The organism is Streptomyces polyasparticus (assembly GCF_014493765.1).
GTDB classification, from domain to species: domain Bacteria; phylum Actinomycetota; class Actinomycetes; order Streptomycetales; family Streptomycetaceae; genus Streptomyces; species Streptomyces polyasparticus.
On record NZ_JACTVJ010000006.1, the window covers coordinates 764,742 to 778,153 of the forward strand.

13 protein-coding genes and 1 pseudogene are annotated in these 13,412 nt (G+C 71.9%); 6 read left to right on the forward strand and 8 right to left on the reverse strand.

The window, feature by feature from the left end; all coding sequences use genetic code 11:
• Nucleotides 1-30 precede the first annotated feature (30 nt).
• On the forward strand, nucleotides 31-267 hold the full coding sequence (locus H9Y04_RS15375; RefSeq protein WP_187814373.1) for a WhiB family transcriptional regulator: 237 nt from the start codon (nucleotides 31-33) through the stop codon (nucleotides 265-267).
• Nucleotides 268-291: 24 nt separating this feature from the next.
• Here H9Y04_RS15375 and H9Y04_RS15380 read toward each other — a convergent pair whose 3' ends face one another.
• Complete coding sequence (locus tag H9Y04_RS15380; protein ID WP_187814374.1) at nucleotides 292-2,643, reverse strand: glycoside hydrolase family 65 protein; 2,352 nt, start codon at nucleotides 2,641-2,643, stop codon at nucleotides 292-294.
• A gap of 177 nt (nucleotides 2,644-2,820) precedes the next feature.
• Nucleotides 2,821-3,711 carry an RNA polymerase sigma-70 factor gene (locus H9Y04_RS15385; protein WP_187814375.1) on the reverse strand — a complete coding sequence of 297 codons (891 nt, stop codon included), beginning with the start codon at nucleotides 3,709-3,711 and terminating at the stop codon, nucleotides 2,821-2,823.
• Nucleotides 3,712-3,947: 236 nt separating this feature from the next.
• On the opposite strand from H9Y04_RS15385, the gene H9Y04_RS15390 reads away from it, so the two are divergent.
• Nucleotides 3,948-4,427 carry a Dps family protein gene (locus H9Y04_RS15390; protein WP_187814376.1) on the forward strand — a complete coding sequence of 160 codons (480 nt, stop codon included), beginning with the start codon at nucleotides 3,948-3,950 and terminating at the stop codon, nucleotides 4,425-4,427.
• On the opposite strand, the gene H9Y04_RS15395 is transcribed toward H9Y04_RS15390, so the two are convergent.
• Both H9Y04_RS15395 and H9Y04_RS15400 read right to left on the reverse strand, forming a co-directional pair.
• Nucleotides 4,424-4,756: a hypothetical protein gene (locus tag H9Y04_RS15395; protein ID WP_187814377.1), complete on the reverse strand. Its 333-nt coding sequence runs from the start codon at nucleotides 4,754-4,756 to the stop codon at nucleotides 4,424-4,426. The genes H9Y04_RS15390 and H9Y04_RS15395 overlap by 4 nt on opposite strands.
• 182 nt (nucleotides 4,757-4,938) lie before the next feature.
• Nucleotides 4,939-5,112 (reverse strand): annotated as a pseudogene (locus H9Y04_RS15400) (RNA polymerase sigma factor); the annotation flags it as partial.
• A 142-nt stretch (nucleotides 5,113-5,254) separates the two neighbouring features.
• Between H9Y04_RS15400 and H9Y04_RS15405 the strand changes: the two are divergent.
• Complete coding sequence (locus H9Y04_RS15405) at nucleotides 5,255-5,641, forward strand: DUF6479 family protein (protein WP_236070808.1); 387 nt, start codon at nucleotides 5,255-5,257, stop codon at nucleotides 5,639-5,641.
• Between the two features lie 245 nt (nucleotides 5,642-5,886).
• Nucleotides 5,887-6,903 (forward strand): SDR family oxidoreductase, encoded by a 1,017-nt coding sequence (locus H9Y04_RS15410; RefSeq protein WP_438818105.1) that lies wholly within the window; start codon nucleotides 5,887-5,889, stop codon nucleotides 6,901-6,903.
• Nucleotides 6,904-6,947: 44 nt separating this feature from the next.
• Here H9Y04_RS15410 and H9Y04_RS15415 read toward each other — a convergent pair whose 3' ends face one another.
• The 3 genes from H9Y04_RS15415 to H9Y04_RS15425 form a co-directional block, all read right to left on the reverse strand.
• A complete protein-coding gene (locus tag H9Y04_RS15415) occupies nucleotides 6,948-7,910 on the reverse strand; it encodes an LLM class F420-dependent oxidoreductase (protein ID WP_187814378.1) in 963 nt (320 codons plus the stop codon).
• 83 nt (nucleotides 7,911-7,993) lie between these two features.
• Nucleotides 7,994-9,103: a baeRF2 domain-containing protein gene (locus H9Y04_RS15420; protein ID WP_187814379.1), complete on the reverse strand. Its 1,110-nt coding sequence runs from the start codon at nucleotides 9,101-9,103 to the stop codon at nucleotides 7,994-7,996.
• Between the two features lie 110 nt (nucleotides 9,104-9,213).
• The gene (locus H9Y04_RS15425) at nucleotides 9,214-10,218 is read right to left on the reverse strand and encodes a Ppx/GppA family phosphatase (protein ID WP_187814380.1); all 1,005 of its coding nucleotides are present in this window, start codon (nucleotides 10,216-10,218) and stop codon (nucleotides 9,214-9,216) included.
• 142 nt (nucleotides 10,219-10,360) lie between these two features.
• Here H9Y04_RS15425 and H9Y04_RS15430 point away from each other — a divergent pair, with 142 nt between their 5' ends.
• Entirely contained in the window at nucleotides 10,361-10,525 is a 165-nt protein-coding gene (locus tag H9Y04_RS15430) for a hypothetical protein (protein WP_187814381.1), read from the forward strand.
• A 44-nt stretch (nucleotides 10,526-10,569) separates the two neighbouring features.
• Nucleotides 10,570-12,381, forward strand: coding sequence for a thiamine pyrophosphate-requiring protein (locus H9Y04_RS15435; protein WP_187814382.1), 1,812 nt, complete (start codon nucleotides 10,570-10,572; stop codon nucleotides 12,379-12,381).
• Between the two features lie 40 nt (nucleotides 12,382-12,421).
• On the opposite strand, the gene H9Y04_RS15440 is transcribed toward H9Y04_RS15435, so the two are convergent.
• Entirely contained in the window at nucleotides 12,422-13,405 is a 984-nt protein-coding gene (locus H9Y04_RS15440) for a helix-turn-helix domain-containing protein (RefSeq protein WP_187814383.1), read from the reverse strand.
• Between the last annotated feature and the right edge of the window lie 7 nt (nucleotides 13,406-13,412).

Genomic DNA, 13,412 nt, shown 5'->3' on the forward strand with positions numbered 1-13,412 from the left:
GCGAGGCTCCGGTGCCGTGAAGGGATGGACATGAAGTGGATGGAGCGGGCCGCATGCGTGGGGGAGGACCCTGAGCTGTTCTTCCCCGTGGGCACGACGGGGCCCGGACTGCGCGACGTACGGAAGGCGAAAGCCGTGTGCCGCCGGTGCCCGGTGGCCGGACAGTGCCTGGACTGGGCGTTGCGCATGGGACAGACGACGGGCGTATGGGGCGGGACATCGGAGACCGAACGGGCCCGGATGCTGCGGGCCGCACGCCTGCGCTGACGATCGCTCGTCGCTCGTCGCGCGTCAGTCGCGTGCGAAGGGCACCGGCTCCCTGCCCTTCGGCTGGCCGGGTGCCCGCCGTGGAGTGTGCTCGGGCAGCGCCCTGGTCTGTGTGTCCCCGTCGGCCAGGCGCACCTTCTCGCCGTGATGGCGGATCACCAGGGGCTCGCCGCTGAGCAGGGTGTACTCCGCCGCGTCCCGCGTGACGCGTACGGAGATCCGGCGACCGAAGGCCGTGACACGGAACGCGAGCCGGAACAGATGGTCCGGCAGCCGCGGCGCGAAGGACAGCATGCCGTCCTGGCGGCGCAGCCCGCCGAACCCCGCGACGAGCGCGATCCAACTGCCCGCGAGCGAGGCGAGATGGAGTCCGTCGCGGGTGTTGTGCTCCAGATCGAGCAGATCGATGAGCGAGGTCTCGCCGAGATAGTTGTAGGCCAGATCGAGATGTCCCGTACGGGCGGCGATCACGGCCTGGCAGGCGGCCGAGAGGGACGAGTCCCGCACCGTCAGCTCCTCGTAGTATGCGAAGGCCCGCGCCGTCTCCTCCTCGGCGAACGCGTCCCCGCGCAAGAAGAGGGCGAGCACCAGATCCGCCTGCTTGATCACCTGGCTGCGGTACAGCGCGAAGTAGTGGAAGTGGTGCATCAGCGGGTACTGGTCGGGATGCGTGGCCGCGAAGTCCCAGCGGTCGCGGCGGGTGAACCCGGCCGCCTGCTCGTGCACTTGGAGCTCTTTGCCGTACGGCACGGCCATCGCGTCGGCGGCCCGGCGCCAGCAGCGGATCTGGCCCTCGTCGACGCCGAGGCGGCGGGCCGCGTCCGGGTGGCGTTCCACGGTGTCGGCGGCGTCGCGCAGATTCTGCTGGGCCATGAGGTTCGTGTAGAGGTTGTCGTCCATGAGGGCGCTGTACTCGTCGGGACCCGTCACGCCGTCGATATGGAACACACCCGCATCGTCGTGATGCCCGAGCGAGTGCCACAGGCGGGCGCTGTTCACCAACAGGTCCACGCCGATGTCCCGTTCGAAGTCCTCGTCGCCCGTGCATGCCGCATAGCGCACCGCGGCCGAGGCGATGGCCGCGTTCACATGGAAGGCGGCCGCCCCGGCCGGCCAGTACCCCGAGCACTCACGGCCGGCGATCGTGCGCCAGGGGAACGCGGCGCCCGCCAGGCCCAGTTCCCTCGCGCGCTCCTGTGCCGAGCCCAGCGTGCTGTGCCGCCAGCGCAGGGCCTGCGCCACGGCCGCGGGGTCGGTGTAGGTGAGGATCGGCAGGATGTACGCCTCGGTGTCCCAGAAGCAGTGCCCCTCGTAGCCGGGACCGGTCAACCCCTTGGCGGGGATGGGCTGTTCCTCGGCCCGGTCGCCGGCCTGAAGGACATGGAAGAGGGCGAACCGTACGGCCTGCTGGATCCGCTGGTCCCCGCGCACCTCGACATCCGCGCGGTCCCAGAACTCGTCGAGCCGCTGCCTCTGTTCGTCCGCGAGCCCCTGCCATCCGGTGTGCCGGGCGGCCGCGAGTGCGGCGTCCACCTGGTCCCGCAGCGCCGGCAGCGAGCGCGTACGGGACCAGCCGTACGCCACCGACTTGTCCACCCGCAGACGCTGGCCAGGCCGCAGCCGGCCGACCACGGTGTAGCGGGCGAGGTCGGGTTCGGCCTCGGACGAGCCCTGCCAGCCGTCGGGTCCGTCGACATGGTGCTCGGCGGCCACCGCCACGCGCAGAGCGCTCTTGGCGGTCTTGTGGATCAGGCACAGATAGGCGTCGGTGGCGAAGTGCTCCTCCGGGCACAGGGGGGACTGCAGCATCGTGGCGCCCCGTGGATCGCCGTCGGTCGGCGGCAGTTCCTCGTTGGCCACCAGCTCCGACTGCACCACGACCCGCGTCTCGTGCGAGAGCGGCTCCACCTCGTAGCGGATCGCGGCCACCGCGCGCTGGGTCAGCGAGACGAGCCGGGTGGAGCGCACCCGCACCCGGCGACCCGCGGGCGAGGTCCAGTCGACGGTGCGGCTCAACTGGCCCGTACGGAAGTCGAGCGTGCGCTCGTGGTGGTGGAGCGTGCCGTAGCGCAGATCGAAGGGCTCGTCGTCGACGAGCAGTCGCATCAGCTTGCCGTTGGTGACGTTGATGACGGACTCGCCGACATCCGGGAAGCCGTAGGCCTCCTCCGCGTACGGCATCGGGCGCAGTTCGAAGACACCGTTGAGATAGCTGCCGGGCAGGCCGTGCGGCTCGCCCTCGTCGAGATTGCCGCGCCAGCCGATATGGCCGTTGGAGAGCGCGAAGAGGGACTCGGTCTGCGGCAGGACGTCCAGGTGCAGGGACCGCTCCCGTACCTGCCAGGGCTCGGTGGTGAAGCCGGACTGCGTGATCACGGGCGGTCCTCCGCCCGTGCGCCGCCGGCCATGGACTCGATACGGGTCATCGGGGCCGGGTACCGCACAGGTGGCGGATCAAGCGCGGGCGGGGGATCAAGGCAGGAGGGCGGATCAAGGCAGGGTGCGGATCAAGACAGTTCGGCGGACTGGGCCCGGGCGCACCCGGGCCTGCCGTCACCGGCCGACCGGCGTCTCGTCCGCCATGCGCGAGAGCTTCTCCGGATTGCGCACCAGGTACAGGCCCGTGACGAGGCCCTCGTCGATGCGTACGGTGAGCACCCCGTCGAGCTCGTCGCCGATCCGGACGACCAGAGCCGGATGGCCGTTGACCTGGACGGCTTCGAGCGTGCCGCTCTCCCTGAGCCGGGGCAGCGCCTGCCGCAGGAACGGTCCGACCTGAGCGGCGCCGACGAGCGGTGCGAGGGCGGCCTGCCTGACCCCGCCGCCGTCCGTCAGCATCACCACGTCCGGCGCCAGCTTGTCGAAGAGACCCTGCAGATCACCGGTCTCGACCGCGGCCCTGAACGCCTCGAGCGCATCCTGGGCCGCATCGGGGGTGACGGTGGCACGCGGCCTGCGCGCCGCGACATGGCCCCGGGCCCGGTGCGCGATCTGGCGTACGGCCGCGGGGGACTTGTCGACCGCGGCGGCGATCTCCTCGTAGCCGAGCGCGAAGACCTCCCGCAGCACGAACACGGCGCGCTCGGTGGGGGCGAGGGTCTCCAGGACGAGCAGCATGGCCGTCGAGACGCTCTCGGCGAGCTCCACGTTCTCGGCCACGTCGGGCGTGGTGAGCAGCGGTTCGGGCAGCCACGGACCGATGTAGTCCTCCTTGCGGCGCTTGAGCGAACGCAGCCGCATGAGGGCCTGCCGGGTGGTGATCCGCACGAGATACGCCCGCGGCTTCCGCACCTCGTCGAGGCCCACGCCGGTCCACTTGAGCCAGGTCTCCTGGAGCACGTCCTCGGCGTCCGCGGCCGAGCCGAGCATCTCGTACGCGACGGTGAACAGCAGATTGCGGTGCTCGACGAAGGCGGTCGTGGCAGGGTCGGCGGGCCGGCTCATCTTCGGTTCCTCGGTGGGTTCGGGTGCGGGTGGTCCACGCGACCGGTCGCGTGTCACCCAGGAGATGCCGGGCGGCGCGGATCTGTGACAACGCCGGTGAAGATCGCAGGATTCCGATCCGAAAACACTTGTGTGTTACGTCACTTGGGCCCCGTATCCCGGAAGGTGCCGCATGGCCGCCAAGCGGCGGGGCACTCGGCCGGGCAGCATTCCCTCTCGTCACAGGAGGTCCGCCGATGACTGCCGTGACCGGCCCGCTGTCCGACTCCGCCCGCAAGGCGACCGGGGAGGTCCTGCAGGGCGCGCTCGTCGATCTGCTGGATCTGTTGCTGATCGCCAAGCAGGCGCACTGGAACATCCTCGGGCCCAGGTTCCGCTCGATCCACCTCCAGCTGGACGAGGTCGTCGCCACCGCCCGCAGCTATGCGGACACCATCGCCGAACGCGCTTCGACCATCGGCGTGCCGCCCGACGGCAGGGCCGCGACGCTGGCCCAGTACTCGGGCCTGGCCCAGCCGCCGGACGGCTGGCTGCAGGAGAGCGCCGTGGTCGAACTGCTCATCGACGTGCTCGGCGAGACGGTCCGGCGGATGCGCGAGCGCATCACGCTGACCGGGGACACCGACCTGGTGAGCCAGGACGTACTGCTCGGCCTGACCGCCCAGTTGGAGAAGCACCACTGGATGTTCCAGGCCGAGCGGCCCATGTCCCGTTAGAAGCAGGGGGAGGCAGGGGCAGGGGTGCACGCCCTCCGCGTCCACGATGCCGCGCTCCAGGACCGCGGACGCGCCCAGGAACGCGCCCGCCTCGCCGCGTTCGCCTCCGCGGCCGCGGCGATCCGGTCGAGCAGCACGACAGCGCCGCGCGGGTTCTGCGCCTCGATTCGGGTGCCCCGCGCGGAATCGCCGGACTGTTCGCCGGATCCGGTGGCGAGGGTGACGACCAGGGCCCCGGCGACCGCGAGCGCGGCCGGTACGAGCAGGGCCGGGCGCACCCAGGTGCGGCGCACGGGTGCGGCGGTGGAGGTCCGGTCGCTGTCGATCAACTGCGTGAGCTTGTCCTTGTGGTGGCGATGAACGCCCGCAGGCAGCTCTCGCTCGGGCGGGACGGGAAGCAGCGCGGCGACTCATCTCGTACGGCCTGCCGGGGCCGGATTCCGAATGGATCGGGCGGGTCATCGGGTTGTCTCCTGTACGGGCAGTGCCGCTAACGCGGCGCCACTGTTCTTCTCTCCGCGGCGGCCAGTTGGCGTGCGTCGTCGATACGGCCCGCGGCCTCCTCGGCGAAGTCCGCGACCGGTGGGGGCGCGTTGGCGGCGATGCCGAGCAGCCATGGCTTGAGCGAGCCGCCCTCCGGCTCCACGCGCTCCCGGGTGCGCCATACGTCGAGAAACGTGGCGGCTCTCCGCGACCTGCGGCGGGTTCCCGTGGCCCGGGTCACAGGGATGCGGGGCCGAAATGAGAGGCGGAGGCCGAGAGGGGGCGGGTGTCGAAAGGCGGTGCGTGCCCGGAGGGCGGGCGGGTACTCGCGGGGGATGAACGCCATGAACACCGCAACGCACGTGATGAGCTCGGGCTGGGCCGAGAGTGCGGCCACCCGGGGTACCGCGGCCGGCTTCGTGCTGCCGCTGGTGGGGCTGGCCGTGGTGGGCATGCTGATCGGCGCGGTCGTGTGGGGCCGGCGCCGGCAGGCGCGCGCACCACGGCCGCCACGCCCCGAGGAGCAGCCGCATCTGCCCGACGGCCGGCCGTCAGGCCCGGTACAGGAGGTACGGGAGCCGGATGAACTGCCGCACGGGGACCGCCGTTTGACCCCGTACCAGGTGCGGCACTCCGGCACCAGGCGCAGCCCGGACAGCGAACCGCCCACCTGGAGCGGCGGCAGCAGCGGGGCCTTCGGCAGCGGAGGGCCCGGCGGCAAGAAGGGGTGAGGCACGACGGCGCTCGTACGGGCAGTGCTCGGCAAGGACGTCAGGGGAGTCCGACTCCGGAGAGCGTCCTAGGAGGGCTTCATCACACGTATCCGAGCGCCGCGTGTTTGAGGCGGCCGGGCTGGGTTACCCGTCGGCCGGCTGAGTGGCCGAGGGACTGTGGCTTGCGGCCGCGGCGGCGCCTGGGACGGCGGTGGTCGCGACCGCGGCCCAGTCCCTTCAGCGCGTGAAGGGCGGGGTGCACAGTGAAGGGAATCCACCGGCGCAGGACCGTGGTCGTGACCGGAGCGAGCGCCGGGGTGGGGAGGGCGGTCGCACGGGCCTTCGGCGCCCGCGGCGACCGGGTCGCCCTGCTCGCCCGCGGCCGCGCGGGGCTCGCGGCGGTGGCGGACGAGGTGCGTGAGGCCGGCGGGAAGGCCCTCGCGGTGCCCGTGGACGTGTCCGACGCCAAGGCGCTCGACGCGGCGGCCGACCAGGTCGAGGCCGAGTTCGGCCCCATCGACGTCTGGGTGAACAACGCCTTCGCCGGTATCTTCGCGCCCTTCCCCGAGATCACCCCCGACGAGTTCCGCCGCGTCACCGAAGTGACGTATCTGGGCTGTGTGTTCGGCACGCGGGCCGCGCTGCGCCGGATGCTGCCCCGCGACCGGGGCACCATCGTGCAGGTGGGTTCGGCCCTCGCGTACCGCGGTATTCCGCTGCAGTCCGCGTACTGCGGTGCCAAGCACGCCATCCAGGGCTTCAACGAGTCCCTGCGCTGCGAACTCCTGCACCACGGCAGCCAGGTGCACACCACGATGGTGCAGTTGCCCGCGGTCAACACCCCGCAGTTCGACTGGGTGATCAGCAGGATGCCCGGCCGTTCGCGTCCCGTGGCGCCGGTGTACCAGCCCGAGACCGCCGCGCGGGCCGTGGTGTTCGCGGCGGCGCATCCCCGGCGGCGGGAGTACTGGATCGGCGGGTCCACGGCGGCGACGCTGATCGCCAACGCCGTGGCGCCCGGCCTGCTCGACCGCTACCTCGCCCGCACCGCGTACGCGGCGCAGCACGAGGAGCGGGACGGCTATGTGTTCGGCAACCTCTGGTCGCCGGCCGACGGGCCCGGGGGAGCGGACGCCGGGGCGCACGGACGTTTCGACGAGGAGGCGCGGAGCAGGAGCGCACAGGCCTGGTTCTCACGGCAGCGCAACCGGCTCGCGGTGGCGGCGGCCCTGGGAGCCGTCGTCGCGATGGGGCGGCGGGCCCGGAGCCGGACGACATGAGGCCGGGAGCCGGACGACGCGAGGCCTGGAGCCGGACGATGTGATCAGTTCGCGCCCTGCACCTGCGGCAGCACCTTCGTCCGGTAGAAGTCGAAGAAACCCCGCTGATCCGGCCCGACTTGGCCCACGTACACCCGGTCGAAGCCCGCATCGGTGAAGGCGGAAAGCGCGGACACATGCGCCTCCACGTCGTCGCCGCAGACCATCGCGTCCGCCACCTGCTCCTCGGTGACCAGCGGCTCCAGCTGTTCGAAGTGGCGCGGCGAGGGCAGGATCTGGCCCATCTCGCCGGGCAGCAGCTGATTCGCCCACAGGCGGCGCACCGTCCGTACGGCCTCGTCGCGGTCGCCGCCGTAACAGACCTTCACACCGCCGCTGACGGGCTTCGCCCCGCCGCCGCCCTTGCGGAAGCGGGCGACGAGCGCGGCGTCCGGCGTCATCGTGATGTAGCCGTCTCCGACGCGCGACGCGAGAGAGGTGGCCTTGGCGCCGAAGCCCGAGATGTCGATCGGCACGGGCTCGTCGGGCACGGTGTACAGGCGGGCGTTCTCCACGGTGTAGTGCTTGCCGTAGTGGCTGACCTCCTTGCCCGTGAACAGCTGCCGCATCACCTGCACCGCCTCTTCGAGCATGTCGAGTCGCACATGCGTGGGCGGCCAACGGGTGCCGAGAATATGCTCGTTGAGCGCTTCACCGGAGCCGACGCCGAGCCGGAACCGACCGCCGGTCATCACCGCGCTGGTCGCCGCGGCCTGGGCGACCACCGCAGGGTGCATCCGCACGGTCGGGCAGGTCACCGCGGTGCCGATCGGCAGCGAGACGGCCTCCGCCAGCGCACCGATCACCGACCAGACGAAGGGGCTCTGGCCCTGCGCGTCGTTCCACGGATGGAAGTGGTCGGAGATCCACAGGGAGTCGAACCCTGCCTGCTCGGCCATCCGCGCCTGCTCGACGAGCTCCGCGGGGCCGAACTCCTCGGTCGCCAGGAAGTATCCGTACTCGGCCATGTGCTCACCTCCGGGTGCATGACGGCCGGGTACCTTCCGGCCGGTCCGGGAAACCTGCGTTCCGCCTCACCGGGACCGGACGGTCAGCCCCACCGCAGCAGTGCGCCGAGCCCGCCCGCCGGGCCGCGCTGCGGCGGCACCGCGAGCGCCTCGGCCCCGGTCGCGGCCGCTGAGCGCAGGAGGGCGTCGTCCGCGCGGGCCGGTTCGGGATGGCGTTCGCCCAGGTACGGCACGTCGGAGCGGCGCACCGCCAGCTGGTCGGGCTCGGGGCCCACCCACACCGTGCGGTGCAGATCCGCTCCGGTGGGTTCCAGAAGCAGCTCCGCGATGCGGTGTTCACGGGCGGCCTCGACCAGCGCGGGCACGCCTTCCGCGGCCGTCTGCTCACCGGTGTGCGCGCTGCGTCCTGCCTCGAAGCGTTCCAGATCGGCGGCGACACGGCCTCGTTCGTACTCCGTCATGGCCCGCTGTACGTCCTCGTCGAGCAGCCGGGTGTCCGCGCCGGCCGCGCGTCCCCCGTGCTCGGACTCGACGGCCCGCGCGCGCAGCTGCTGCGGCAACTGCTCGTACACCGCCCGCCGTTCACGCTCGCCGCCGACCAGGATCACCAGGTCGGCGCGGGTCTCCTCGTGGTGCGCGGCCAGCGCCTGCGCGGTCAGGGCGGCGTTCTGCTTCCAGGTGTTCTCGACCTTCGTCTGGAAGTGCCGCTCGGACCAGTCGCCCGTTGGGGTGCGGTGCAGCGGCCAGTCGTGGCCCGCGATCTCACCGCTGAAGCGCGCGCCGGAGGGGCCGCGCAGCTCGAAGTCGGCCCCCTTGCGGTCGATGTACGCGACCAGGCAGACCAGGTCCTCGCCGTTGAGGTCCACCAGCGGGGCGACGCGGGGCAGCGGGCCCCAGGCGACATGGGTGCCCGCGGGCGGGGTCAGGAGCGGCGGGTCGAGGACGACCTCACCCTGGGCGGCGAAGATCGCCCGCCCGGCGGGCGCGTGCGGATCGCCGAGCCCTTCGACGGCTTCCTGTACGGCGCGGCAGGTGGGCCCGTCCGCGCCCTGCGCCGCGAGGCTGCGGACCGCCGCCTGGGCCTCCAGACGGCGGTCGGCGGCAGTGGACTGCGTAGGGCGTGAGGTGTCGGCGTAGACCGAGGCCCAGGGGCCGGGCCGCGCGAACAGCGGATTGAGAAAAGCGAGATCCATGGCTGGCTCCAGGAGGGTAGTGACGGTTCGCCCTCGGGGGTCCCCGCCGGGTACCCAGCCATCGCGCAGTGACACGATCGTTTTCCCGCACCTCCTGCGTATCCGGTCTCTCAGCCGGGAAGCGCCACCCTCAACTCCGCCGGACGCACGGGAGGTTCGCCGGCGTCCAGGTCGGACAGGGCGGGCCACCACCCGGATCCGTCCTCCATCTGGCGCAGCAGAATCCCCTCCCGTACGGCCCAGGGGGAGATCGTCACCTTGTCGATCCCGGTCAGCTCCATCACGGTGTGGGCGACCAAGGCCCCCGCGAGGGACTGCCGGGAGCGCGCGGCCGAGATACCCCGCAGCCGTGCGCGGCCCGACGCGGGCAGGGCCGCGAGCCGCTGCACCGCCTCCGCCAGGTCGTCCCGGCTCAACTCCCGTCGTACGAAGGGGCCATGACGCCCGGGCGGCGCCCCGCACAGCCGGGCCAGCTGCTGGAACGTACGGGACGCCGCGACGCTCGTCCGCGGTGACTCCCACCGCACCCGGGCCGCGACATCGCGCAGTTGATGGCGCACCGCCCGGCGCATCGCCCGCAGTGCCTTCTTCGGCGGCGGATCGTCCGAGTCGCAGTATTCGCGCGTGAGCCGTCCGGCCCCCAGCGGCAGCGACACCGCGAACTCGGGCAACCGGCCGCGTCCCACGGCTACTTCGAGCGAGCCGCCGCCGATGTCGAGCATCGCCAGGGGCCCGGCCCGCCAGCCCATCCACCGCCGCGCCCCGAGAAACGTCAGCTCGGCCTCCACCTCGCCGGGCAGCACATGCAGGCAGACGCCGGTCTTCTGGCGTACGGTCCCCAGCACCTCGGCCCGGTTGGGCGCGTCGCGCACCACCGCCGTCGCGAAGGCGAACGGGTCGGGCGCGCCCCAGCGCTCACTCTGCTCCCGCACCGAGGCCACGGCCTCGGACACCGCCGCAAGCGCGGTGGGCGGCAACACGCCGCCTTCCCCCAGGTGTTCGGCCAGTCGGAGCCGCACCTTGGCCGTGTGCACCGGCAGCGGTGCACCGCCTTCCACGTCCGCGACCATCAGCCGCACCGTATTGGACCCCACGTCGATCACCGCGGTTCGCATGCGCGAGTGAGTACCCCGAAACGCGCTGAACAGTCCGGTGGAGCGGTCCGGTGTGTGAGGCGGGCCGTGCAGGGTAACCGGCGACGACGCCCCAGGCCCGTACCTCCCAGGACTCCATGGACGACGGAAGGCGGTGGAGGCCATGCCCCGCGCCCCCGACCGAAGCGCCCGGCGCCTCGCCGGACAGGTGGTCACCCTCGCCGAGTTGCTCACGCAGCGTGACCGGCGGCTCATGGGGCGGGCCGGGGCGGCCACGGCGCTCGCGCTCGCCCTCGCCGGACACCGCCTGGCGAGCCGGCGCAGCTGAGCACGAGACAGCACGAGACCCCACACCCACGAAAGGTTTCCGCCGTGTCCACCAAGGTCTCCGACTTCATCCTCCAGCGACTGCGCACCTGGGACGTCGAGCATGTCTTCGCCTACCCGGGAGACGGCATCAACGGACTGCTCGCCGCCTGGGGACGCGCCGACAACAAGCCCGTGTTCATTCAGTCACGGCACGAGGAGATGTCCGCGCTCGAAGCCGTCGGCTACGCCAAGTTCACCGGCCGGGTCGGGGTGTGCGCGGCGACCTCGGGGCCCGGCGCCATCCACCTGCTCAACGGTCTCTACGACGCGAAGCTCGACCATGTGCCGGTCGTCGCGATCGTGGGACAGACCAACCGGAGCGCGATGGGCGGCTCGTACCAGCAGGAGGTCGATCTCCTGAGCCTCTTCAAGGACGTGGCGGGCGACTACTGCGAGATGATCACCGTCCCGCAGCAGCTGCCCAACGCCCTCGACCGCGCGCTGCGCACCGCACAGGCCAAGCGCACCGTGACCGCGCTGATCATCCCGGCCGACGTACAGGAACTCGACTACGAGGCACCCGAGCACGCCTTCAAGATGGTCCCGTCCAGCCTGGGGATGCCGCACTACGCGCCCGTGCCCGCCGACGCCGAACTGGCCAGGGCGGCCGAGCTTCTCAACGCGGGCGACAAGGTCGCCGTCCTCATCGGACAGGGCGCGCGCGGCGCACAGGAACAGGTGAAGGAACTGGCGGACGTGCTGCAGGCGGGCGTCGCCAAGGCACTGCTCGGCAAGGACGCGCTGCCCGACGACCTGCCGTATGTCACCGGATCCATCGGCCTGCTCGGCACCCGGCCCAGCTACGAGCTGATGCAGGACTGCGACACCCTGCTCGTGATCGGATCGAGCTTCCCGTACAGCCAGTTCCTGCCGGAGTTCGGGCAGGCGCGCGCGGTGCAGATCGACATCGACCCGTTCATGGTCGGCCTGCGCTACCCCTTCGAGATCAACCTGGTGGGGGACTCCCGCGCGACCCTGGAGCGGCTGCTGCCCCTCCTGGAGCGCAAGAAGCCCGGGAAGTGGCGCAGGAAGATCGAGAAGGACACGGCCCGCTGGTGGGAGGTCATGGAGCGGCGCGCCGCCGTGGACGCCGACCCCGTCAACCCCGAGTACGTCGTGCACGCCCTGGACAAGCTGCTGCCCGACGACGTGATCCTCACGGCCGACTCCGGCTCGTCCGCGAACTGGTACGCCCGCCATCTGCGGCTGCGCGGTTCCATGCGCGGCTCGCTGTCCGGCACGCTCGCGACGATGGGTCCGGCCGTCCCGTACGCGATCGGCGCCAAGTTCGCGCATCCCGGACGTCCCGCGATCGCGCTCGTCGGTGACGGTGCGATGCAGATGAACGGGCTCGCGGAACTCATCACCGTCGCCAAGTACTGGGAGCAGTGGAGCGATCCCCGGCTGATCGTCGCGGTCCTCAACAACCAGGATCTGAACCAGGTGACCTGGGAGATGCGCGCGATGACCGGCGCCCCGCAGTTCCTGCCCTCGCAGTCCATCCCGGACGTCGCCTACGCGGACTTCGCCCGCTCGCTCGGCCTGTCCGGCGCGCGGATCGAGAAGCCCGTGGACGTGGAGGGCGCCTGGCAGCACGCGCTGGCCGCCGACCGCCCGTACGTCCTGGACTTCCGTACCGACCCGGCCGTACCGCCGATCCCGCCGCACGCGACGCTCGACCAGATCGAGGCGGCCGCCGTCTCCATCCTCAAGGGCGACAGCGACCGCACCGGGATGATCCGGCAGGGCTTCAAGGCGAAGGTGCAGGAGATGCTGCCCGGGACGCGGCACCGCTCGAACGAAGAGAAGCCCTAGTCACCGAAGAGAAGTCCTGGTCACCGAAGAGAAGTCCTGGTCACAGCCACCCGTGACGCTGCGCCTGCAGCGCCATCTGGAAGCGGTTCGCGGCGCCCAGCTGCGCCATCAGGATCTGCAGCCGGCGGAAGAAGGTGCGGCGGCTGATGCCGAGTTCGCGGGCGATGACCTCGTCGGCCGCGCCGCTCGCGAGCAGCCAGAGCAGTCGGCGGTCGGCAGGCGGCAGGCCGCCGGGCCGGGTGGTGCGGCCGTGGAAGGGCAGGGCGCCCTGCCAGGACTGCTCGAACAGCGCGATCAGCGCCGAGAGCAGTCCGCACGGCTGCACCACCAGCATCGTGTTGTGCACGTCCGCCTCGGTGATCGACAGCGAGACGAGCGCGTACGCATCGTCGATGATCACGAGCTTGACCGGGACCGACGGCAGCACCCGGGCCTGTTCCCCGGCCTTGACGCACGGCTCGACGACCTGCGCGAGATGGCCCGGATGCTCCAGGGACGCCCGCGAGTAGACGACGCGCTGGGTCACGCCGCGCGCGAGGGTGGCCAGCGCGTCCTCGGTCGCGCCGGTCAGCGGGAAGTACGGCGGTGACTCGAACTGGCGGATCTGCGTCCGGGCGCTCGCCCAGGCCTGGCGGATCCGCGGACCGATCGCCTCACCGGTGACCACCTCCACGAGATCGTCGTTGTACGCCGCCAGCCGCTGCCGCCGGAAGGACTCGAACGCCCCGCCCACGGCGATCCGCGACTCCTCGACCTCCGCGGCCCGGTGCCGGGCGAGGAGCTCCAGACCCGCGGTGGGCGGCACCGGGGCCACCACGTCCGGGCCCTTCGCGCCCGGGCTCGCCAGCCCCGCGTCCACCAGCGCCCCGTACGCACGGCCGAGCTCCGCGCCGGCCAGACCGGCGGCTGCGCCCACCTCGTCCAGCGGTGCGGGGGCGACATCGAGCAGCGCCAGATAGAGCCGGGCCGCCGTGTCGTCGAGGCCCAGGGACCGCAGCGCCTGGCCGAGCTTCTCGTGCGTCATGCACAGC